Source organism: Actinosynnema sp. NPDC059797, from assembly GCF_042732085.1.
Taxonomy (GTDB): Bacteria; Actinomycetota; Actinomycetes; order Mycobacteriales; family Pseudonocardiaceae; genus Actinosynnema.
This window is the reverse complement of sequence record NZ_JBHWIE010000014.1, coordinates 1-20,892: the sequence shown is the minus strand read 5'-3', so window position 1 is coordinate 20,892 and position 20,892 is coordinate 1. Positions and strand designations below refer to the sequence as shown.

General features: G+C 73.4%; 19 protein-coding genes and 1 pseudogene. 14 read left to right on the top strand and 6 right to left on the bottom strand.

Annotated features, from left to right (window positions below):
- The first annotated feature begins 48 nt into the window (after positions 1–48).
- The 3 genes from ACFV4N_RS06915 (at position 49) to ACFV4N_RS06905 (ending at position 2,954) form a co-directional block, all read left to right on the top strand.
- A complete protein-coding gene (locus ACFV4N_RS06915; protein ID WP_499671554.1) occupies positions 49–1,446 on the top strand; it encodes an LppU/SCO3897 family protein in 1,398 nt (465 codons plus the stop codon).
- Between the two features lie 56 nt (positions 1,447–1,502).
- Entirely contained in the window at positions 1,503–1,976 is a 474-nt protein-coding gene (locus ACFV4N_RS06910) for an LppU/SCO3897 family protein (protein ID WP_499671553.1), read from the top strand.
- Positions 1,977–2,048: 72 nt separating this feature from the next.
- Complete coding sequence (locus tag ACFV4N_RS06905; protein WP_499671552.1) at positions 2,049–2,954, top strand: LppU/SCO3897 family protein; 906 nt, start codon at positions 2,049–2,051, stop codon at positions 2,952–2,954.
- A 65-nt stretch (positions 2,955–3,019) separates the two neighbouring features.
- Here the strand turns inward: ACFV4N_RS06905 and ACFV4N_RS06900 are convergent, their stop codons facing one another.
- Positions 3,020–3,955 carry an ABC transporter substrate-binding protein gene (locus tag ACFV4N_RS06900; protein ID WP_499671551.1) on the bottom strand — a complete coding sequence of 312 codons (936 nt, stop codon included), beginning with the start codon at positions 3,953–3,955 and terminating at the stop codon, positions 3,020–3,022.
- A 487-nt stretch (positions 3,956–4,442) separates the two neighbouring features.
- Here ACFV4N_RS06900 and ACFV4N_RS06895 point away from each other — a divergent pair, with 487 nt between their 5' ends.
- Genes ACFV4N_RS06895 through ACFV4N_RS06880 form a run of 4 tightly spaced genes read left to right on the top strand, consistent with a single transcriptional unit; the run spans position 4,443 to position 9,553 of the window.
- Positions 4,443–7,751: a nitrate- and nitrite sensing domain-containing protein gene (locus ACFV4N_RS06895; RefSeq protein WP_499671550.1), complete on the top strand. Its 3,309-nt coding sequence runs from the start codon at positions 4,443–4,445 to the stop codon at positions 7,749–7,751.
- Positions 7,748–8,167: a roadblock/LC7 domain-containing protein gene (locus tag ACFV4N_RS06890; RefSeq protein WP_033432212.1), complete on the top strand. Its 420-nt coding sequence runs from the start codon at positions 7,748–7,750 to the stop codon at positions 8,165–8,167. The genes ACFV4N_RS06895 and ACFV4N_RS06890 overlap by 4 nt, the downstream gene beginning before the upstream one ends.
- Positions 8,168–8,196: 29 nt before the next feature.
- Positions 8,197–8,967, top strand: a complete 771-nt coding sequence (locus tag ACFV4N_RS06885; protein ID WP_499671549.1) for a DUF742 domain-containing protein — start codon at positions 8,197–8,199, stop codon at positions 8,965–8,967.
- Positions 8,948–9,553: a GTP-binding protein gene (locus ACFV4N_RS06880; protein WP_033432210.1), complete on the top strand. Its 606-nt coding sequence runs from the start codon at positions 8,948–8,950 to the stop codon at positions 9,551–9,553. Before ACFV4N_RS06885 ends, ACFV4N_RS06880 begins: the two co-directional genes overlap by 20 nt.
- A gap of 112 nt (positions 9,554–9,665) precedes the next feature.
- On the opposite strand, the gene ACFV4N_RS06875 is transcribed toward ACFV4N_RS06880, so the two are convergent.
- Together ACFV4N_RS06875 and ACFV4N_RS06870 are read right to left on the bottom strand one after the other, a co-directional pair.
- Positions 9,666–11,969: a helicase-associated domain-containing protein gene (locus tag ACFV4N_RS06875; protein ID WP_499671548.1), complete on the bottom strand. Its 2,304-nt coding sequence runs from the start codon at positions 11,967–11,969 to the stop codon at positions 9,666–9,668.
- Positions 11,970–12,297: 328 nt separating this feature from the next.
- Positions 12,298–12,861: a 3'-5' exonuclease gene (locus ACFV4N_RS06870; protein ID WP_499671547.1), complete on the bottom strand. Its 564-nt coding sequence runs from the start codon at positions 12,859–12,861 to the stop codon at positions 12,298–12,300.
- Between the two features lie 124 nt (positions 12,862–12,985).
- Between ACFV4N_RS06870 and ACFV4N_RS06865 the strand changes: the two genes are divergently transcribed.
- The 4 genes and pseudogenes from ACFV4N_RS06865 to ACFV4N_RS06850 all read left to right on the top strand — a co-directional run bounded on the left by ACFV4N_RS06865 (position 12,986) and on the right by ACFV4N_RS06850 (position 16,179).
- A complete protein-coding gene (locus ACFV4N_RS06865; protein WP_344033961.1) occupies positions 12,986–13,171 on the top strand; it encodes a hypothetical protein in 186 nt (61 codons plus the stop codon).
- Between the two features lie 119 nt (positions 13,172–13,290).
- Positions 13,291–14,679, top strand: a complete 1,389-nt coding sequence (locus ACFV4N_RS06860) for an NAD-dependent malic enzyme (RefSeq protein WP_499671546.1) — start codon at positions 13,291–13,293, stop codon at positions 14,677–14,679.
- 134 nt (positions 14,680–14,813) lie between these two features.
- Positions 14,814–15,287, top strand: coding sequence for a cyclic pyranopterin monophosphate synthase MoaC (gene moaC / locus ACFV4N_RS06855; protein ID WP_499671545.1), 474 nt, complete (start codon positions 14,814–14,816; stop codon positions 15,285–15,287).
- 11 nt (positions 15,288–15,298) lie between these two features.
- A pseudogene (locus tag ACFV4N_RS06850) lies at positions 15,299–16,179 on the top strand (molybdenum cofactor biosynthesis protein MoaE).
- Between the two features lie 80 nt (positions 16,180–16,259).
- Here ACFV4N_RS06850 and ACFV4N_RS06845 read toward each other — a convergent pair.
- From ACFV4N_RS06845 to moaA, 3 genes are all read right to left on the bottom strand, one after another.
- A complete protein-coding gene (locus tag ACFV4N_RS06845; RefSeq protein WP_499671544.1) occupies positions 16,260–16,922 on the bottom strand; it encodes a transglycosylase family protein in 663 nt (220 codons plus the stop codon).
- 379 nt (positions 16,923–17,301) lie between these two features.
- A complete protein-coding gene (locus ACFV4N_RS06840; RefSeq protein WP_499671543.1) occupies positions 17,302–17,556 on the bottom strand; it encodes a MoaD/ThiS family protein in 255 nt (84 codons plus the stop codon).
- Position 17,557: 1 nt separating this feature from the next.
- Positions 17,558–18,616: a GTP 3',8-cyclase MoaA gene (gene moaA, locus ACFV4N_RS06835; RefSeq protein WP_499671542.1), complete on the bottom strand. Its 1,059-nt coding sequence runs from the start codon at positions 18,614–18,616 to the stop codon at positions 17,558–17,560.
- A 114-nt stretch (positions 18,617–18,730) separates the two neighbouring features.
- Here moaA and ACFV4N_RS06830 point away from each other — a divergent pair, with 114 nt between their 5' ends.
- Genes ACFV4N_RS06830 through ACFV4N_RS06820 form a run of 3 tightly spaced genes read left to right on the top strand, consistent with a single transcriptional unit; the run spans position 18,731 to position 20,801 of the window.
- Positions 18,731–19,192: a MarR family winged helix-turn-helix transcriptional regulator gene (locus tag ACFV4N_RS06830; RefSeq protein ID WP_499671541.1), complete on the top strand. Its 462-nt coding sequence runs from the start codon at positions 18,731–18,733 to the stop codon at positions 19,190–19,192.
- 17 nt (positions 19,193–19,209) lie between these two features.
- Positions 19,210–20,016, top strand: a complete 807-nt coding sequence (locus tag ACFV4N_RS06825) for an HAD-IIA family hydrolase (RefSeq protein ID WP_499671540.1) — start codon at positions 19,210–19,212, stop codon at positions 20,014–20,016.
- Between the two features lie 47 nt (positions 20,017–20,063).
- The gene (locus ACFV4N_RS06820) at positions 20,064–20,801 is read left to right on the top strand and encodes a maleylpyruvate isomerase family mycothiol-dependent enzyme (RefSeq protein ID WP_499671539.1); all 738 of its coding nucleotides are present in this window, start codon (positions 20,064–20,066) and stop codon (positions 20,799–20,801) included.
- The last annotated feature ends 91 nt before the right edge of the window (positions 20,802–20,892 follow it).

Sequence of the window (20,892 nt, the reverse complement as noted above, 5' to 3'; positions counted from 1 at the left end):
GGGACTACCTTCTGGGTCGTCACGCGCACCCGTCCAGCGAGGATGATCATGAGCAACGAGCCGAACCAGCCCGCCGAGGACGCGCCGAAGCCCACCCCGCGGGGTTCCGCCTCGCCGAACGCGCGGGACGTGCCCGGTGGGCCGGACGTGCCACCGGCCGACGCGGAGCGCATCGCCGCCTCCGAAGCCGCCGCCGCGTCCGCCGGTGAGCCCCGGATGACCACCCCGGCGTCCACCGGCCTCGGCTCCGGCGACGCGGAGCCGGAGGTCCGGCCCGAGGCGGGCGCGGGCGCTCGGGAGCAGCCGGTCGCCGGCAACGAGCCCGCCACGCCCGCCGGGCCCACGGCCGTGACCGGTGCCCGACCCGCGCCCTCCGCCGACCCGGTGGCCACCGGGACCGGTGAGCCGGCCTCCGAGGCGCCGGCCGCCGACGAGCCGTCGACCGGGGGCGGGGTGGCCGCCGCGTCCGCTGCCGGCGGCGCGGCCGCCGACGAACCCGCGGGCACGGCGGGTGCCGCCGGCGCGAACGTGGCGGGTGGGGCCGGCGGTGCCGACTCCGGTGTGGCGGGTCCCGCCGGTGGCGGCGTGCCGCCCGCCCGACCGGTCGGCGAGGTGCCGCCCGGCCCCGGCGCCTCGGCGCCCGGTGTCGCGCCCGCCGACTCGATCGACGACTCGATCACGCCCGGCTCGACGGCCGCCGCTGCCGGTGGGGCTGCCGCCGGTGGGGCTGCCGCCGGTGGGGCTGCCGCCGGGAGGACTGCCGCTGCCGGCTCGACCTCCGCCGCTGACCCGACCGCCGCTGCCGGCGGGGCTGCCGCCGGTGGGGCCGCTGCCGGTGAAGCCGCTGCCGGTAGGGCCGCTGCCGGCGGGGCCGCGCCCGCGCCCACCCCCGCCGACCCCGGTTCCGCCGCCGTCCCACGGGCGGGCGACTCGGGCGACCACGACGCCAAGCCGTCCGGGGCGGGCAGGAAGGTCCTCATCGTCGCCGCCATCGTCGTGCTGGCCGCCGTGGTCGTGTTCGGCGTGGTCCGGCTGGCGGGCGGCGGTTCGACGGAGGCCGGGGACTGCGTCGACGTCACGTCCGAGTTCGAGGACAACCCCGAGGTCAAGAGCCTCGACTGCGACGACGACCGGGCCTCGTTCAAGATCGGCGCGGTGGTCGACGACATGGAGGCCGCCTGCCCCGACGAGGGCAGCTACTCCGAGGTCTCCGCGGGCGACGGCGGCCGGAAGCTCTGCCTGCTGCCGAACATGGTCGAGGGCGCCTGCTACCAGCCAGAGGAGGCCGGCACCGGGTTCGACAAGTCCGAGTGCGCCGGCCCGTCGACGATCAAGGTCACCAAGGTGGTCCAGGGCTCCACGGACCTGGAGGCATGCCCGGACTCCGCCGGCATGTCCTACCCCCAGCCGCCGGTCACGTACTGCCTCGCGCCCGCCGAGGAGTGAACACGCGCGGGTGAATCCGCTCAAGCCGAGCCGCGACCGCGCCGATGCCCCGGATCATGCGCACGAAGATCAGGTGGGGCGTCGGCGCGGTCGCGGTGGTCATCGCCTTCGCGTTCGTGATGCCGCTGCTCGGCGGCGGTGACGGCGGCGCCTCCTCACCCGGTCCCGTGCCGGGCTCCTGCGGACGGGTCGAGGGCAACGGCGACCAGGACCGGTACGAGATCGCGGACTGCTCGGACGACCTGGCCGCCGTCCGGGTCGCCAAGGTCGTCGACGAGGTCGCCCAGTGCCCGGCCGGCGCGCCCTACACGACCTTCACCAGCGAGTACACCCTCTGCCTCATCCCCAACTTCGTCGAGGGCTCCTGCTACGTGCGGGACCCGCGCGCCGGCCTGCGCAAGGTCGGCTGCGACGTGCCCGGCGCGACCCGCGTGCTCAAGGCCGCGCAGGGCGTCGTGAGCTGCGGCGACAACCCCACGGCCCGCTACCCCGAACCCAAGGTCACGTTCTGCCTGAGCCGCCCCCTGTGACCGGCCGCTGATTCGGCTGCGCCGGGGAGCCGCCCGGCGGTACGTTCCGCTCGCCTACCGAGAGGAACGCAGGTGACCACGCCCCCGAACCAGCCGCCTCACGGCCAGCCCCAGGGCTTCCCGCCACCCCAGCAGCCGGCCTGGGGCCCGCCGTCGCCGCCGCAGGGCTCCCCCGGCCAGTACCCGCAGCAGCCCGGCCACCCGCCGCCCGGACAACCCGCCGACCACCCCGGTCACCCCGGTCACCTCGGTCAGCCCGGCTACCCGCAGCCCGGCCAGGCCGGTTACGCGGCCCCGGTCCAGGGCGGCTACCCGCAGGCATACCCCCAGGCATACCCCCAGGCATACCCCCAGGCACACCCGCAGGCGTACCCCCAGGCATACCCGCAGGCCCACCCCCAGGGCTACGGCCCGCCCGGCGGCCACCCCCCGTACCCGTCGGGCGGTCAGCAGTTCCCGCCGCCGAGGAAGGGCACCCCCCGGGCCGCCAAAGCGGTGCTCGGCGTGGTCGTCCTGGGCGCCGTCGGCATCGTGGTCGCGGGCCTGATCGGCAACTTCACCGGTGCCGGGGGCGCCGGGGAGGGCGACTGCCTGAAGGTCAACAAGGCGAGCGTGACGGAGTCCGACGTCGAGCAGGTCGACTGCGGGGCGCCCGAGGCCGCCCTCAAGGTGGCGACCCGCCTGGACAGCGGCACCGACTCCTGCCCCGAGGGCGACTACACCGAGTTCTACAGCACCGGCGGGCGCCGCAGCGACGGCTACAAGCTGTGCCTGGTCCTCAACGCCTCGGAGGGGGACTGCTTCAAGCAGGAGGGCACGATTGTGGCGGCCAAAACCACCAAGGTGACCTGCGATACACCCGGTGCTTTCCGGGTCGACCGGGTCATCGGCAGCAGCGACGAGAACGCGTGCGCGAGCGGTGACACGGCGGTCGTTTACTCGCTGCCGGCGACGACCATCTGCCTCACGAACCCCTGAGCCCCTGAATGCGAAAGAAGAGGGGGCCTTCTCGCAATTGAAGGCCCCCTTATGACTCTCCGTCGTTAAGTGGTTCCCGGCGGCAACATGTCGCCGATCTCCAGCCGCTCGGGCAGCACCTCTTCGGTGTCCATCATGTCCGCGACCCGCTGGAGCCGGGCCGGGTTGAGCGACAGCGGGAACGTGCCGATGGACACCAGCGCGGCGGTCTGCTGGTCGACGTCCATGTAGCTGGTCAGGACGTCCTGCACGGACAGCTTGTCGTTCGACGCCGCCTCCTGCGCGTCCCGCAGGACCTGCCGGAACAGGTTCAGCGTGCGCGGGTTGGCCTCGGCGAACTTCTTGCTCGACGCGTAGCCGGACACCGGGAAGTCCTTGGTGGGGCCGATCGCGGTGTCGGCGAGGACGCGGGCGCCCGCGTTGCGCTGCGCCTGGGTGATGAACGGCTCGGTCATCCAGGCCGCGTCCACGGTCCCGGCCCGCATCGCGTCCACCATCTGCTCGAACGGCATCTCCTGGAACCGGATGCTCTGCTTCTCCACGCCGGTGGTCCGCAGCATGGTCGTGGTGGTCAGGGCGCCGATGTTGCCCAGGGTGTTGACCGCGATGCGCGGCGAGGCCAGCTTGTCCGGGCTGTCGTAGTTGTTGTCCAGGGTGACCAGCGCCATCGTGTTCGAGCCCGCCTGGTACGCCTCGCCCTGGAGCTGGAGCTGGGTGCCCTCGGCGAACGCGCGGAGCAGGTTGACGTGGCTGCCCCAGGTGATGTCCAGGGTGGTGTCGAGCTGCTTGATGCCCTCGGCCTCGTCCCCGACCGTGACCAGCTGCACCTGGAGGCCCGCCCGCTCGAACAGCTTCTCGTTCAGGGCGAGCCGCAGCGGCGCGACGTCCACCACGGGCAGGACGCCGATGCGCAGCGTGTTGCGCTCGACCTCGGGGCGGTCGTCGCCGTCGGTGCCGGGCAGCAGTCCGCACGCCGTCAGGGTCGCGGCACACGCGAACAACGCTGCCGCACGTCGCAGAACACGCGCTGGGGTAGGCATGGCACCTCTCGCCTGGATGACCTCATGCAGCGGGGTCTTTTTGATCAACGAATATTTCGACGCACTTGTCGATGCCGGGGATGGTAACCACCCAGAGGTATGAAACGACAGCCCTGCTCCGATACGGTGAGTGCTTCCGGAGTCTTCCCCGGGGCAGGGGTCGCGCACTACGCTGCCGGCCGGGTGGCACAGGTCGTCGCGGACCGTCGTGCCCCCGGGCGGGGGAGGGGTGCCTAGCCGGCACCACCGCTCCTGTGCTGCAATTCGGCCCTAATTCAGAGTCCATGCTTCGGTCCTTGGGGAGAGGCCGGGGAACCACTGCTGCCGGAAGAGGAAGCCCAGGGTGGCCCGTCGAGAGAGAGGTCCCAGCCAGTCAGGCGTGGGGATTCCACCGCGCTCGGAAAGCCCCGGAACGGGTGACGGACTGGCTGCGTTGAGTGATGGAACTGTGACCGAGTCCACGGGTGCCAACCCCAGCACCGACGTGCGCGAGCAGCAGGCCCGCCCCGCCGCGTGGCGGCTCCGCAACTGGCGGCTGCCCACCAAGCTGGCGGCCGTCCTGCTCATCCCCACCGTGGCCGCGCTCGCCCTGGGCGGCCTGCGGGTGCAGTCCGACCTCGCCGACGCGACCGAGTTCAACCGCCTGGCCAACCAGATCCAGCTGGAGGCGGCCGTCGCGGACCTGGTGCAGCAGCTCCAGCGCGAGCGCGACCTGAGCGCCAGCCACGTGGCCTCCGGCAAGGAGCTGGACCGCGTCGTGCTCGACCGGCAGCTGCGCCGCGTCAACGACGAGATCGACGCGCTCAACGGCCGCATCCTGGAGCTGAGCGGCGACCTCGAGGACGACGTCGTCACCCGGTTCCGCCGGGCCTCGGACCAGCTCAACCGGCTCAACAGCCTCCGCAACGCGGTCCGCGACACCCAGTACCCGTCCGACGCGGTGCTGCGCACCTACTCCGAGTCGGTGGAGAGCCTCCTCGACCTCGGCGAGCAGGCCATCGCGGGCATCAACCACCCCGAGCTGGTGCGGCTGCACCTGGCCACCAACGCCATCGCCCGCATCAAGGAGCAGGAGTCGCGCAAGCGCGGCATCATGCTCGACGTCTTCCAGCGCGGCACGTTCAGCGCGGGCCAGCAGCGCCAGCTGCTCGCGGCCAACGCCGAGCTGGACGCCGCCCGCAACGACTTCCGCAAGTCCGCGACCCCCGACCAGGCCAAGATCTACGACGACACGGTCACCGGTCTGATCGTCGACACCGCGAACGACATGCAGGAGACGGCGCTCAACCTGGCCGGCGCGGGCCGCAACCTGAACACGCTGCGCCCCGAGAAGTGGGACATCGCCTCCACGCTGACCGTGAACCTCACCCGGGACGTGGAGGTCCTGCTCCTGGAGCAGCTCCAGAGCCGCACCAACGAGCTGACCGGCATCGCCCGCGCCGCGGCGTTCCGCGACTCCGGCATCGTGCTCGGCGCGCTGCTGCTGGCCCTGGTCATGGCGCTGTTCGTGGCCCGGTCGATCCTCAACCCGCTGCGCGTGCTGCGCCGCACCGCCCTCGAGGTCGCCGACCGCGGCCTGCCCGAGGCGGTCGGGGCGATCCTGAAGGACCCGAACCCCGAGGAAGCCGCCAAGACGGCCATCGCGCCGGTGCCGATCACCACCCGCGAGGAGGTCGGCCAGGTCGCCCGCGCGTTCGACGCGGTGCACGGCGAGGCGGTGCGGCTGGCCGCCGAGCAGGCGCTGCTGCGCGACAACGTCAACTCGATGTTCGTCAACCTGTCCCGCCGCTCGCAGGCCCTGGTCGAGCGCCAGCTGAACCTGATCGACCGGCTGGAGCAGGACGAGCAGGACCCCGACCAGCTCGCCAGCCTGTTCGAGCTGGACCACCTCGCCACCCGCATGCGGCGCAACAGCGAGAACCTGCTGGTCCTCTCCGGCACCGACCTGTCGCGGCGGCTCACCCGCCCCGTCCCGGTGGCCGAGGTGCTCGGCGCCGCGGTGTCCGAGGTCGAGCAGTACGCCCGCGTGCAGGTCGGCCAGGCGCCGGAGCTGACCGTCCAGGGCCGCGCGGTCAACGACCTCGTGCACCTGATCGCGGAGCTGCTGGACAACGCCACCGTGTTCTCGGACCCGGTGACCAAGGTCACCGTGCGCACGGCCCGCACCCGCAAGGGCGAGCTGGCCATCGAGATCCAGGACCGCGGCGTCGGCATGGGCGAGCAGGAGATCAAGGACGCCAACGAGCGGCTGGCCGACCCGCCGGACGTGGACGTCTCGGTGTCCCGCCGGATGGGCCTGTACGTGGTCGCGCGGCTGGCCAAGCGCCACGACATCCGGGTGCGGCTGCGCCCCAACGAGGACATCGAGGGCGGCACCACCGCGCTCGTGCTGGTGCCCGAGACGCTGGTCCAGCAGCCCGGCTCGCCGATGGAGCCCCCGGCGGCGTTCGGTGGCGGCAGCTCGGCGCAGCGCGCGTCGGGCATCGCCGGCGCGTTCGGCCTCGGCGGCTCGACCCGCTCCGACGACGAGCCGAGCTTCCCCAGCTTCCCGAGCCTGGCCCCGGTGGAGGACGAGCAGCCCGCGTTCCCGGTGAGCCTCGTGCGCGGCGAGGGCGAGCACGACGCGGCGCGCCTGCCCGCGTTCGGCGAGGCCCCGGCGGCCGCCGAGACCCCGGCCGAGACCTCTCAGGAGATCTCCCAGCCGTGGCTGGCCTCGCTCGACGCGCACGACGCGGAGCACGAGCCGTCCGGGTCGTTCGGCGAGCCGACGCTGTTCACCGCCTACGAGGACCGCGACGAGCACGACCAGGCCCACGAGCACGGGTTCGAGACCACCCAGTTCGCCGCGGCGGTCGACGCGAACTTCACCGCCGACGAGCCGGAGCCGGCGCACCGCAACGGCACCTCGCCCGTCCCCGCCCGCCCCGCCGACGTCGAGGTGGACGCGCCCACCGAGCGGCTGCCGATCTACGAGGCGGTCCTGTCGCAGTGGTTCCAGGCCGTGGGCAGCGAGACCTCCGCGGCCACCGCGCAGGCCGTGCCGCCCGCCGCCGCGCCGCCCGCCGCCGAGCCCGGGGCGGGGACGCCGCTGCCGACCCGTCGGTCCAGGTCCGCGACGCCGGAGGCGTCCGCCGGGCAGCTGCCGACCGGGTTCGGGCAGACCGCGCCGGGCCGCGAGGCGTCCGGCTTCGCCGACCCGGCGATCGGCGACACCGCCTACGTCGACCCCGGTGACGCGCTCGCGCAGCGCGGCACCCTCGACGTCGGCGCGAACGGCAACGGCCTGCCCGAGCGCGAGGCCGAGAACGGCACGCCTACCCTGATCGGGGGAGGGTTGCCCAAGCGGCAGCCCGGCTCGCCCAACAACCTGCCCAAGCGCGCTGCGGAGGTGTCCCGCGTGACCGAGCCCGAGCCGGTCGCCGAACCCGAACAGGGTGACGCCGAGTCGGTGTGGCAGTCGCCGGCGGACGAAGGTTGGCAGGCGGCCCAGTCCTTGCTGAACAAGGTCCCCGAGACCACGACGGAGGCGGGATTGCCCAAGCGGGTTCCCAAGGCTCAGCTCGTGCCCGGATCCGCCGCGCCGAAGCCCCAGGCGGCGGAGCGGCAACCGCAGCGGCCCCCGCTGCCACCACGATCGGCCGACGCGATCCGTGGACGCATGTCGAGTCTTCAGCAGGGCGTCCGCCGAGGGCGACACGCGTTGATCGACGCTTACGCTGGTGACATGTCGAGCCGGCAAGACGAGGAGCAGGAGTGACGACCGCAGCTCAGCCAGGAAGCTTTGGTTGGCTTATCACCGACTTCGTGCGCCGGGTTCCCGGTGTAGCGCATTCAGTGGTCGTGTCGGCCGACGGGCTTCTGCTCGCCGGCTCGCAGGGCCTGCCCCGCGACCGCGCCGAACAACTGTCCGCCGTGGCCTCCGGGCTGGTCAGCCTGACCCAGGGTGCCGCCCGCTGCTTCGAAGCGGGCGCGGTCAACCAGACCGTGGTCGAGATGGAACGGGGCTACCTGTTCCTGATGTCGATCAGCGACGGGTCGTGCCTCGCCGTGCTCGCGGCGCCCAACTGCGACATCGGCCTGGTCGCCTACGAGATGACCCTCCTGGTCGAGCGCGTGGGCCAGCAGCTGACCCCGGAGCTGCGCGCGCAGCTCCAGGGCGTGGTTCGGCGGTAGTCCTCATGAGATCGTGGGGGTGAAGGTAAATGGCTGAACGATCTGGCGCCGGTGGCCGCCGCTTCGGTAGGAACTTCAACTACCAGGAGTGGGCGGTCGGCGGCTTCCGATTCGCTGAGCCGGATGCCGACCCCGCACAGGACGAGGAAGCCGAGGACGCACCGAACTCGTGGTCGGGCCGCCGGGCGGAGCGGGCACCGGGACCACCGCGGGTCGAAGGCACAGGGCAGGGGCAAGGCGACATGTCACAGCGTGAGGTTGACGACTCGTCGTACGACTACGACGACGTCCCCAACCGGTTCGACATCGACGGGTACGGCAGTGGGCTGTTCGGGGGTCCGGGCGCCGACCTGTTCGGTGCCCACGGCTTGCCCGACAGCGTGCCGGAGCAGGTGCCGTACACGACCGGACCGCAGCCGGTCGTGCGACGGCAGGAACCCACCCCGGAACCCTCCGAGGAGTCCGGTTCGCTGGTCCGCCCGTACACCCGCACCGGCGGGCGCACCCGTCCCGACTACGACCTCGCCATCGAGGCGCTGGTGTCCACCAGCGAGAAGGGCATGGACCGGGAGGCGGCGGTGCTGCCCGAGCACCGGTCCATCTGCGGGCTGTGCACCGACACCAGGTCGGTGGCCGAGGTCGCCGCACACCTCCGTCTGCCCCTGGGCGTCGTGCGGGTGCTGATCGGCGACATGGCGAGCATGGGTTTGGTTTTGATTCACCAGGGCGGCTTGGTCGTTGGGGACCGGCCTTCCATTGAATTCCTTGAGAGGGTGCTCAGTGGGCTTCGCAGGCTCTAGCCCCAACGCGGCCGAAGGCGCGCGGAAGCCGACGACCTCCGCGAAGATCGTGGTGGCGGGCGGGTTCGGCGTGGGCAAGACGACGTTCGTCGGTTCCGTGTCGGAGATCGTTCCGCTGACCACCGAAGCGGTGATGACCGAGGCCAGCGCCGGGGTCGACGACCTCTCGGCCACGCCGAACAAGGTCACGACCACGGTGGCCATGGACTTCGGCAGGGTGTCGCTGGACCAGGACCTGATCCTGTACCTGTTCGGCACGCCCGGCCAGCACCGGTTCTGGTTCATGTGGGACGACCTCGTGCGCGGCGCCATCGGCGCGATCGTGCTGGTCGACACCCGCCGGCTGGCCGACGCGTTCGCCTCGATCGACTTCTTCGACGACCGGCAGCTGCCGTACGTCGTCGGCGTGAACTGCTTCGACGGGCTGCTGCACCACCGCATCGAGGACGTGCGGGAGGCGCTGACCATCGACCAGTCCGTGCCGATAGTGACGTGCGACGCCCGCAACCGGCAGTCCACGAAGCAGACGCTCATCACGCTGGTGGAGCACGCCATGCGCCAGTGGATGTCGGTGCGCGCGGGCTGATCGCCCCCGCGGTCCTCGCGCCGGTGGCCGGCTCACCCCGCCCACCGGCGCGCCCGGCTGTCCGCGGCCGGTCGTCCGCTGCCCGTCTCTCCGCTGCTTGCCCGTCGGCGCCTTATGACAGGGTGTCGCCGGTGCCGTCCGTGCCGTCTTCGACCAGCGCGGCGGACGTGATGCGGTGCAGCGGGAAGCGGCGCACCTCGCCGTAGCTGACGTCCACGCCCTCCAGCACGCCGCCGCCCACCACCTGCGGCGTGATGACGCGGCGGGCCGCCGTGCCGTGGCCGTCGACGAAGTCGACCAGCACGTTGCGGCCCTGCCTGGCGGCCTGCTGGAGCAGGGCGAGCGTCGCCGACGGTCCCGCGCCCAGGTGGCCGGGCACCGACACCCTCGTCCCGCCCGTCGTGGTCGCCGCGCGGTCGCCCGCCCGGACCAGGCGGACCAGCTCGCCGAGCTGCTCCTCCGACGGCGCGGCGGGCGGCGCGGGCCTGCGGCGGCCCTTGCCCGCGATCCGGCGGCCCCGTTCGCGCAGGTCGAGCACCCGGCCGTCCGGTCCCTCGGCGGCGGGCGCGAACCCGGCGGCCCGCAGCGCGTCCACCACCTCGGCCAGCGGCAGCGGGCTGACCAGCACGGTCGGCGCGATCCGGCGCAGCTCCAGCCGCTCGGCGGTCGGGTGCGCCAGCACCTCGGCGACCAGCACCGGGTCGTCGCAGCGCAGGAACGACCCGGCCGCGCCGCCGCGCAGCCTGCCGTGCTTGCGGGCCGCGTCGTCGATCAGGTAGGTCAGGGACTGCGGCACCGGGGTGCGCGACCGCGACCGGAACAGCTCGTGCAGGTCGGCGGCGCTGCGGCCGGCGTCGAACGCCCGGCGCACCGAACCCTCGTGCACGCGGTAGACGGTGGCGCCGCCCGCCGACTCGACGTCGGCGACCAGCTCGATCTCGTCGGCCAGCTCCGGGTCGAGGCGGCCGGGCGCGACGACGGTCAGGTCGGCCTGCACCAGCACGTGGTCCACGGGCGCGGGCAGCGCGTCGCCGAGGCGCTTGGCGGCCGGGCCGGTGCCCTCGGTGAGCAGCGTGCGGCCCTGGGCGGTGACGGCGTCGAGCGCGAGCACGCCGACCTCGGTGCCCTCCTCCACGGTCCAGCGGACCAGCTCGTCGCGCAGGCGGCCGCCGCGCCGGGGCGCGCGCCAGGCCAGCACGGCGGCCAGCTCGTCCGGGTCGGTGATCGCGGTGCCCGGGTCGAGGGCGGCCAGGGCCTCCAGGACGCGCCTGCGGTCCCTCGGCGCGGCCGGGCGGTTCAGCTCGGGGGCGAGGGGGTTGAGCAGGCGGTCGCGGTCGTCGCGGCGGCCGATCAGCCCGGGCAGGCGGGGCAGGTCGAGCCACGCCTGGGCCAGCGCGGCCCACCGGTGCTCGGGCGCGGCCACCAGCCAGGCGTCGGCCTGCGTGGTCGGCACCCACTCCGGTTCGGCGCCCTCGCTGTCGGCGACCAGGCCCGCGTTGACGACCAGCTCGACCAGCAGCGCGGCGCGGCGCTCGTCGGCGTCCAGGTCCTTGGCCAGCTTGCGCAGGTCGCGCACGCCGAGGCCGCCCGACCGCAGCACCGGCGGCGGTTCGTCCGACCAGCCCTTGAGCAGCGACTCGACGTGGCGGGACAGCTCCAGCGCCACGCCGGCGCCCGTCCGGTCCACGGTGGCGGGCTCCCGGGCGGTGGTGCCCAGCGGCGGTTCGGCCACCCGCACGTCGCCCAGCGGCCGGTCGCCGCGGACCTTCAGGCCGACCTCGCGGGGCAGTTCGACGGTCAGCGAGTCGCGCCGCACCAGCAGCCCCCTGGCCAGCAGCTTCTGGATCGGCGTCTTGGCGTTGGCGAGCGAGACGACGTGGGCGGCGTCCTTGGTCTGCCCGACCGGCGGCCCGGCGGCGAGGGCCCGCAGCACGCGCCGCTCGTCCTCGGGCAACCCGTCCACCTCGACGTCGGCCAGCGCCGGCACCGACCGCCCCAGCCCGCACGGGAAGGGGTTGACCGCGTCCCGGGTGGCGGGGGGCGTGGAGATCGCCTCGTCGTCCCCCCACAGCAACGCCCGCTCGCGCAGCACCCCCACGGCCGCCCGAACGGCGTCGGACAGGTCCGCGCCGGCGGGCGGGTTCGCGTCACCGGCGCCGAACAACGCCTCCAGCCGCCCGACCGGAACCGGCGCCAGGTCGGCGTCCAGCACGAGCAGCGCTTCCAACACCGTCAGCGTGAAGGTGTCGAGGTCCTCGCAGGCCCGGGCCACCGAAGCCCGGGACCCGATCCGGGTGGCCAGCACGGTCGTGTCGGCCGGCGGCGGCGTGGCGAGGTCCGGCCGGGCGCGCAACAGCGCCACGAGCGCGGCGTCCTCCCGCGCCCGCAGCCACTCGGCAAGGGTGACGCCGGACATCCCCACCACGGTATATGCCACCCCCGCCCCCACCTCCACCCCCCAGCGCCTCCTCCCCCCAACCCCGGCGTGTCCTCCACTCCGACACGGCGTGTCCTCCACTCCGACATCGCGAGTCGTACGTCCAGACACCGCGAGTCGTACGTCCAGGACCGTCGTGTCGTACGTCCGGGACCCCCGAGTTCAACGCTCGCGCACCCCACCGGCCCGCCGGCCGGGTCCTGAACGCTGAACTCGCGCGACCCGAACGTACGACTCGCGTGATTTGAACGTACGACTCGCGGTGTCGGAGTGGAGGACACGCGATGTCCGGGTGGAGGACACGCGGTCAGGGGGTGGGCCAGTGGTGGGTGGTGGCCAGGTGGAGGACCAGGGCGGCGATGTTCCAGGCGTCGTCCTCGCCGCTGTGGTGGCGGCCTTCCAGGGGGAGGTCGGCGACGGTTAGGGCTTGGGCCATGCCCGGTCGTTTGCGCAGGTCGTGGGCCTGGGTGAAGACCAGTTTGGCGTTGGTGTGGTGTTGGCCGAAGGGGTAGGGGGTACCCGTGGCGCGGCACTGCCGTTCGAACTGCCTGCGGTCGTAGTCGCCCCAGCTGGCCCAGGGGCGGGTCGACGAGTGGTGCTCGGTGACCAGGAGGCGGCACGCCTCGCGGAACGTGGCGCCGGTGTCGACCTCGGCCTGGGTCAGGCCGGTCAGCTCGGTGCAGAAGGGGCTCACGGTGGAGCGCTGGGGGCGGACGAGGACGCGGTGGCGGGACAGGCGGGTGAGGGAGGTCAGGTCGACCACGGTCAGGCCGATCTCGATGATCTCGCTCACCTGACCGGGTGGCGGTTGCCCGTCCCAGCACGTCGCCTCGACGTCCACCACGTTCAGCAGCACGGCCGGGGTGTTCACGGTGGACAGGTTAGGTATCGCACAAGTGACGCGTCTCTCGGATTCCGGTCCGGGCACCGCGGGCCGACCCGAACGGCCCGGTGAGGCACACTTGACCCGACGCAGGCAACACCGAGGAGGAACCGTGGCCAAGGCCCGCCCCGAGCGCATCGACCCGAACTGGCCGGAGCCGCCCGCGGACGGCAAGTACGCGGTCAGCGAGCTGGCCGCCGACGTCCAGGGCGCGCTGTCCCCGTTCGGCAAGGTCACCTTCCCCCTGCCGGTCGAGGACCTCGGCTACCACCACCCGGTGACCGAGATCAACCGGTAGGGCCGCCGGCGCCCCACTAACACACGGACGCGCGCGGCGAACGAGCCGCGCGCGTTCCGCAATTTCGCCCGGACTACGCTCGATGGCCTCTTGCGCCGCGCAGTCCTGGGAGGTTCGCCGTGCCGGTCCCCGGCCCTGGTTACTCGATCACCGTCCGCCTGGAGGCCCCGCCGTCGGCGTCCGCCGCGGGCGACCTCGCCTCGGCGGTCGGTCGGGCCGGTGGCGTCATCACCGCGTTCGACGTCGTCGAGTCGCACGCCGACCGGGTGATCATCGACCTCACCTGCAACGCCCTGTCGGCCAACCACGCCAAGGACATCACCGACACCCTCGGCCTGCTGCCGGGCGTCGCGGTCCGCAAGGTGTCCGACCGGACGTTCCTGGTCCACCTCGGCGGCAAGATCGAGATCTCGTCCAAGGTCCCGCTGCGCAACCGCGACGACCTCTCCCGCGCCTACACGCCCGGCGTGGCCCGCATCTGCCAGGCCATCGCGGAGAACCCCGACGACGCCCGCCGGCTCACCATCAAGCGCAACACCGTCGCCGTGGTCACCGACGGCTCGGCGGTCCTCGGCCTGGGCAACCTCGGCCCGGCCGCCGCGCTGCCGGTGATGGAGGGCAAGGCCGCGCTGTTCAAGAAGTTCGCGGGCGTGGACGCCTGGCCGGTGTGCCTGGACACCCAGGACACCGAGGAGATCATCCGCGCGGTCGAGCTGATCGCCCCCGTCTACGGCGGCATCAACCTGGAGGACATCGCCGCGCCCCGCTGCTTCGAGATCGAGGCGCGGCTGCGCGAGAAGCTGGACATCCCGGTCTTCCACGACGACCAGCACGGCACCGCGATCGTCGTGGTCGGCGCGCTGCGCAACGCCCTGCGCGTGGTCGGGAAGAAGATCGAGGACTGCAAGATCGTGGTCTGCGGCGTGGGCGCGGCGGGCAGCGCGATCATCCGGCTGCTGCTCAAGCAGGGCCCCGGCGACGTGGTCGCGGTCGACGTGGACGGCATCGTGCACCGCGACCGCTCCGGCCTGGACGAGAACCTGAAGTCGATCGCGGCCTCCACGAACAAGTCCAACGTCAGCGGCCGGCTGCACGACGCGCTGGTCGGCGCGGACGTGTTCATCGGCGTGTCCGCCCCGAACCTGTTCGGCGCCGAGCAGGTCGCCACGATGAACCCCGGCGCGATCGTGTTCGCGCTGGCCAACCCGGACCCGGAGATCGACCCGATGGAGGCGCAGAAGCACGCCGCCGTCGTGGCCACCGGGCGCAGCGACTTCCCGAACCAGATCAACAACGTGCTGGCGTTCCCCGGCGTGTTCCGGGGCCTGCTGGACGCCAACGCGCACACCATCACCGACTCGATGCTGCTGGCCGCGGCGAACGCCATCGCGGACGTGGTGGACGGCGACCGGCTCAACGCCTCGTTCATCGTGCCCAGCGTGTTCGACACGACGGTGGCGCCGGCGGTGGCCGAGGCGGTGCGGAAGGCGGCGACCGGGGCGTCCTGACCCGGGTCGCGCCGGCCCGGTTCGAGGGCCCGGGTTCGAGGGCACGGGTCGCGCCGGCGTGGGTTCGCCGGCCCGGGTCGCGTGGGCGCGGGTTCGTGGGCCCGGGTTCGCGGGCGCGGCCTAGCATCGCCGGTATGAGCGAGCACCTCACCCACGTCGACGCCACGGGCGCGGCGCGCATGGTCGACGTCTCCGGCAAGGAGCCGACCACGCGCACCGCGGTGGCCTCCGGCGTGCTGCGCACGACCGGGGAGGTGGTGGCGCTGCTCGGCCGTGACGGCCTGCCCAAGGGCGACGCGCTGGCCACCGCCCGCGTCGCCGGGATCATGGCCGCGAAGCGGACCTGGGAGCTGGTGCCGCTGTGCCACCCGATCGCGCTGTCGGGCGTGCGCGTGGACCTGGCGCTGGGCGAGGCGGAGGTGCGCATCACGGCGACCGTCCGCACGACCGACCGCACCGGCGTGGAGATGGAGGCGCTGACCGCGGTGTCCGTGGCGGGCCTGACGCTGCACGACATGGTGAAGGCGGTCGACCCGGCGGCTCAGCTCGACGCCGTGCGGGTGGAGCGCAAGGAGGGCGGCAAGACCGGCCTGTGGGAGCGACCGTGAGGCGCGCGCGGGTGATCACGGCGTCCAACCGGGCGTCCGCCGGCGTCTACGAGGACCGCTCGGGGCCGGTGATCGTGGCGTGGCTGCGGGAGCGCTCCTACGACGTGCCGGACGCGGTGGTGGTGCCGGACGGCGAGCCGGTGGCGGAGGCGCTGCGGCGGGCCGTGGCGGACGGCGTGGCGGTGGTGGTCACCACCGGCGGCACGGGCGTCAGCCCGACCGACCGCACGCCGGAGGCGACCCGCTCGGTGCTGGACTACGAGGTGCCGGGGGTGGCGGACGCCATCCGCCTGGCCGGGTGGCCGCGGGTGCCGACGGCCGTGCTGTCGCGCGGAGTGGCGGGTGTCGCGGGCCGCACGTTCGTGGTGAACCTGCCGGGCTCGACCGGCGGGGTGCGCGACGGCTTGGACGTGCTCGCGACCGTGCTGGAGCACGCGGTCGACCAGGTGGCCGGAGGTGATCACGCGTGACGGAGGTGCTGCGCGCGACCGTCAGCGGCGAACCGCTGTCGGTGGACGAGCACGCGGAGCTGGTGGGGCGCGCCGCCGCCGGCGCGGTGGTGACGTTCGCCGGGGTGGTCCGCGACCACGACGGCGGCCGGTCGGTGCGGGAGCTGGAGTACGTCGGCCACCCGACGGCCGCCGCGGTGGTGGCCGAGGTCGTCGCGGACGTGGTGGCCCGGTTCGGCGGGGTGCGGGCGGTGGCCGTGTCGCACCGGGTCGGCGCGCTGGCGATCGGGGACGTGGCGCTGGCGTGCGCGGTGTCGGCCGATCACCGACGCGAGGCGTTCGACGTGTGCTCGGAGCTGGTCGACGAGGTGAAGCGCCGGCTGCCGGTGTGGAAGCGGCAGGTGTTCGCCGACGGCAGCGACGAGTGGGTCAACATGCCGTGAGACGGGCGAGGGCCCGACCGCCGAGGGGAAGGCGGTCGGGCCCGTGCCGGCTCACGCCGACCGGATCGCCGGGGCCTGGATCACTTGGTGGCGATCTTGTGGCCCGGCATGATCAGGTCCGGGTTCGGGATGAAGTCCTTGTTCAGCTCGTGCAGCGCGGTCCAGCCGCCCTCGACCTTGAGCTCGTCCGCGATCTTCGACAGGGTGTCGCCCGCCTTGATCTCGTAGTCGCCCTCGGGGTTGCTGGTCGGCAGCGCCACCACGACGGGGGCGGGCGCGGCCTGCTGGACCGGGGCCGGCGCCGGGGCCTGCTGCTGCTGCACGGGGGCCTGCTGCTGCACCGGGGCCGGGGCGGTCCGCGCCGGGGCCGCCGCGCCGCCGCCGAGGCCCTTGGGGCCGCAGACGGGCCAGGCGCCGATGCCCTGCGTCTGCAGGACGTTCTCGGCCACGCGGATCTGCTCCTCGCGGGACGCCTGGTGCGGCATGCCCGCGCCACCGTTGGCGGTCCACGTGGACGGCAGGAACTGCAGGCCGCCGTAGTAGCCGTTGCCGGTGTTGATGCTCCAGTTGCCACCGCTCTCGCACGCGGCGACCGCGTCCCAGTTCACGCTCTGGGCGTTGGCGGTGCCGGCGGCCAGGCCCAGCGGGGCGCCGACGATGACGCCGGCGACGGCGACCTTCGCGATGCCGCGGGTCGCGGAGCTGGTGGTGATCGGGCGGTGCTTGCCTCGGTAAGAAGCCATTTCCCTCTCAGCCCGTCGCACCTGCACGGGCGGTCCGGGTTCGGGGCCCGGGGATCGCCCAGCTTTCCTGTCCGGCGGATTTCTCTCGCTCGGGGGGTGTTCCCGGGGGCCGTTGGACAGGTTCGGTGCGTGGCGTCCCGGGTCGTGCTCGTGGTCGGTCGGGGCCAACCGAGGAGCGACGGTACGTAACCGGGAGAGCTTGCGCCAAACGAACCGAGGTGTGATCGACATCACTGTAACGCTATGGGGTGACTCCTCGACCGCGCCGTTTAGCCTGGTCAGAGCACCGTTATCGGTCCGTTTCCGTTCCGAGATCGGTCGAAATAAATCACGGTAAGTGAGGTCTGGCTCACGTGTTAATCCATCCGAGAAGGGCTCGTCAGCCTCCGGCGAAGGGGGGCAACACGTCGAGTTGTGACCCCGACCACACCGTCGTGTCATGATCGCGGACCGCCACGCCGTCCAGCAGGAAGCTGCACGCGGGCAGCACGCGCGTCACCCGATCGCCGTGCCGGTCGCGCACCGCGGCGAGCACCGCGGCCACCGTGGGGGCCTCCTCGGGCAGGTCGAAGCTCTCGTCCGCCACGCCCACCGCGGCCCGCGCGCCCGCGAAGTACCGCACCGTCAGCCGCACCTCATCCTCCGATCGCGCTCATGGGCCGGTCGGGCTGGCTGAACCCGGCCGAGTTGATGCCGTGCCCGGCGGCCTTGGCCCACGAGTTGGCGCGCCACCGGTCCGCGACCTCCTCGTCCGACGCGCCGCCGCGCAGCAGGCCCCGCAGGTCCGTCTCCGACTGGCTGAACAGGCAGTTCCGCACCTGGCCGTCGGCGGTGAGCCGGGTCCGGTCGCACGCCGCGCAGAACGGCCGCGTCACCGACGCGATGACGCCGACCGCGGCCGGCCCGCCGTCCACCAGCCACCGCTCGGCGGGCGCGCCGCCGCGTTCGCCGGGGTCGGGTGTCAGCGGGAACTCCGCGCGCAGGGCGGCCAGGACCTCCTCGGCCGTCACCATGCCGTCCCGGTCCCAGCCGTGCTGCGGGTCCAGCGGCATCTGCTCGATGAACCGCAGGTGGTAGCCGTGCTCCAGGCAGAACCGCAGCAGCGGCACGGCCTCGTCCTCGTTCACGCCGCGCATCAGCACCGAGTTGACCTTGACCGGCGTCAGCCCCGCCTCCCGGGCCGCGGCCAGGCCCGCGAACACGTCGCCCAGCCGGTCGCGCCTGGTCAGCCTGCTGAACCGGGCCGGGTCGAGGGTGTCCAGCGACACGTTCACCCGGTCGAGTCCCGCGGCCACCAGGCCGGCCGCCCGCTTCGCCAAGGTCAACCCGTTCGTGGTCATCGAGATCCGCGGCCGGGGCGTCAACGCCGCCGTGGCCGCCACCACGTCGTCCAGGTTCGGCCGCAGCAGCGGCTCGCCGCCGGTGAAGCGGACGTCGGTCACGCCGAGCCGGGTCACCGCGATGCCGATCAGCCTGACCAGCTCGTCGTCGGTGAGCAGGTCCGGCTTGGGCAGCCAGTCCAGGCCCTCGGCGGGCATGCAATAGGTGCAGCGGAGGTTGCAGCGGTCGGTCAGCGACACGCGCAGGTCGGTCGCGACCCGGCCGAACCGGTCGACCAGCAGCGGTGACGCCGGACGTGCGGACGCGTCCGGGGTGGCCCGCACGACGGGGATCCCCAACTCCACGGCTGTCACCCGCCCCAGGGTAATCGGGGCGGGTCCGCGTTCACCGGGGAATCGCGGCCGGCGGCGTCCCGGGGCGCGGAAGGCGCTGCCTGGACCGGCGCGCCGGCCGCTAAATTGCCGGACATGACCAGTGAGCACGACGTTCCCGCCGACGAGCTGGAGCGGTTCGGCGCCTACGCGCGGGAGACCAGCGCGCTCACCGTCACCCTGCACGGCCGGGTCGCCGAGCGGATGGGGCTGTCGCCGACCGACGGGAAGTGCCTCGACCTCGCCGTGCGCGCCGAGGGGCCCGTCACCGCGGGCCGGATCGCCGAGCTGTCCGGGCTGTCCACCGGCGCGGTGACCGGCGTGATCGACCGGCTGGAGCGCGCCGGGTACGTCCGCCGCGTCCGCGACCCGCACGACCGCCGCAAGGTGCTCGTCGAGGTCGTGCCGGGGGACGACCGGTTCTCCCCGCTGTTCGAGGGCTCGCGGCAGACGCTGCGCGAGGTGCTGTCCCGGTTCGGCCCCGAGGAGCGGGCCGTGCTGGAGCGGTACCACCAGGCGCTGATCGAGGCGTTCCGGCAGCGCGTGGTGGACACCTGAGCCGGCAGCATGTCGCCATGGCCGCTCAGTGGAACTACCTGATGGACATGGACGGCGTGCTCGTGCACGAGGAGCACCCCATCCCCGGCTCGGCCGAGTTCGTCGCCGAGCTGACCGCGAACGCCATCCCGTTCCTGGTCCTCACGAACAACTCCATCTACACGCCGCGCGACCTGCGCGCCCGGCTGTCCCGGACCGGCCTGGAGGTGCCGGAGGCGGCGATCTGGACCTCCGCCCTGGCCACCGCGCGGTTCCTGGACTCGCAGCGACCCGGCGGCTCGGCGTTCGTGATCGGCGAGGCCGGCCTGACCACCGCGCTGCACGAGGTCGGGTACGTGCTCACCGACCGCGACCCCGACTACGTGGTGCTCGGCGAGACCCGCACCTACAGCTTCACCGCGATCACCAAGGCGATCCGGCTGGTGGAGGAGGGCGCGCGGTTCATCGCCACCAACCCCGACGCGACCGGCCCGTCGCGCGAGGGCTCGCTGCCCGCCACCGGCGCCGTCGCCGCGCTGATCGAGCGCGCGACCGGCCGCGAGCCGTACTACGTGGGCAAGCCGAACCCGCTGATGATGAGGTCGGCGCTGCGGGCGCTCGGCGCGCACTCGGAGAACACCCTGATGATCGGCGACCGGATGGACACCGACGTGCGCTCGGGCCTGGAGGCGGGGCTGCGCACCATCCTGGTGCTGTCCGGCATCTCCGCCGAGTCGACGGCCGAGCTGTACCCGTTCCGGCCGACGCGGGTGGTCAAGTCGATCGCCGACCTGGTCGGCTCCTCGCTCGACCCGTTCCCGGAGGACGAGCCGAACCCCGTGTGAGCCGCGGGTTCGCCGGAATTGTCGTACCCCGGCGCTAGCGTGCCGGCATGGGTATCGACCACGTCGCCGTCGCCGAGGCGTACAGCGAGTCCTTCACCGAGGCCGTGACCGGCCGCCTGGGCGCGGCCGTGCCGAGCTGTCCCGGTTGGACGGTCGACGACCTGGTCGCGCACCTGGCCGAGGTGCAGTCGTGGTGGACGCTGGTGCTGTTGGCCGAGGGCGGCGTGCCGGACGAGGCGGCCGCGCGGCGGGCCGCCGACACCGGGCCGGACCGCGTCGGGGGGTGGCGGGAGATCAGCGCCCGCTACCTGGCCGTGCAGCGGGGGTGCCCGCCGGACGCGCCGGTGTGGGTGTGGTGGAACGACGAGGAGCGCGCCACGGCGGCGGACGTGGCCTCGCGGCAGGCGCACGAGGCGGTGGTGCACTGCTGGGACGCGTGGAACGCGGTGGGGCGGCCCGATCCGATCCCGGCGGAGCCGGCGGCCGACGGGGTGGGCGAGTTCCTGGACCGCTTCCTGCACGGGCCGGAGTGGGCGCGGGGGCCGCTGGTGGTGGAGCTGGTGGCGACCGACACGGGTGACCGGTGGTCGGTCGGCGCGGGTGTCGGTGGGGGTGGCGGGGGCAAGCCCCGGAGGGTGGCCGGGGGCGAGCCGGACGCCCGGGTGTCGGGCACGGCCGAGCAGCTCTACCTGCTGCTGTGGCGGCGCGTGGCGCGGGAGGAGGTGACCGTGACGGGCGACGTGGCAGGGGTGGAGGCGCTGTTGGCCTGGCCGCGGTTGGGCTAGGGGCTGTCCTCAAAGCCAGATGAGCAGGGTGGCCAGGTCGAGCATGCCCCGGTAGGACACGGCGGTCTTGTCGAACCTGGTCGCGATGGCG

What these genes read in the sequence shown, in the direction of transcription:
- ACFV4N_RS06820 (WP_499671539.1), top strand. Translation starts at nt 20,064, where the DNA reads ATGGGTATCGACCACGTCGCCGTCGCCGAGGCGTACAGCGAGTCCTTC.
- ACFV4N_RS06915 (WP_499671554.1), top strand. Translation starts at nt 49, where the DNA reads ATGAGCAACGAGCCGAACCAGCCCGCCGAGGACGCGCCGAAGCCCACC.
- ACFV4N_RS06910 (WP_499671553.1), top strand. Translation starts at nt 1,503, where the DNA reads ATGCGCACGAAGATCAGGTGGGGCGTCGGCGCGGTCGCGGTGGTCATC.
- ACFV4N_RS06885 (WP_499671549.1), top strand. Translation starts at nt 8,197, where the DNA reads ATGGCTGAACGATCTGGCGCCGGTGGCCGCCGCTTCGGTAGGAACTTC.
- ACFV4N_RS06830 (WP_499671541.1), top strand. Translation starts at nt 18,731, where the DNA reads ATGACCAGTGAGCACGACGTTCCCGCCGACGAGCTGGAGCGGTTCGGC.
- ACFV4N_RS06845 (WP_499671544.1), bottom strand. Translation starts at nt 16,922, where the DNA reads ATGGCTTCTTACCGAGGCAAGCACCGCCCGATCACCACCAGCTCCGCG.
- ACFV4N_RS06825 (WP_499671540.1), top strand. Translation starts at nt 19,210, where the DNA reads ATGGCCGCTCAGTGGAACTACCTGATGGACATGGACGGCGTGCTCGTG.
- ACFV4N_RS06875 (WP_499671548.1), bottom strand. Translation starts at nt 11,969, where the DNA reads ATGTCCGGCGTCACCCTTGCCGAGTGGCTGCGGGCGCGGGAGGACGCC.
- moaC (WP_499671545.1), top strand. Translation starts at nt 14,814, where the DNA reads ATGAGCGAGCACCTCACCCACGTCGACGCCACGGGCGCGGCGCGCATG.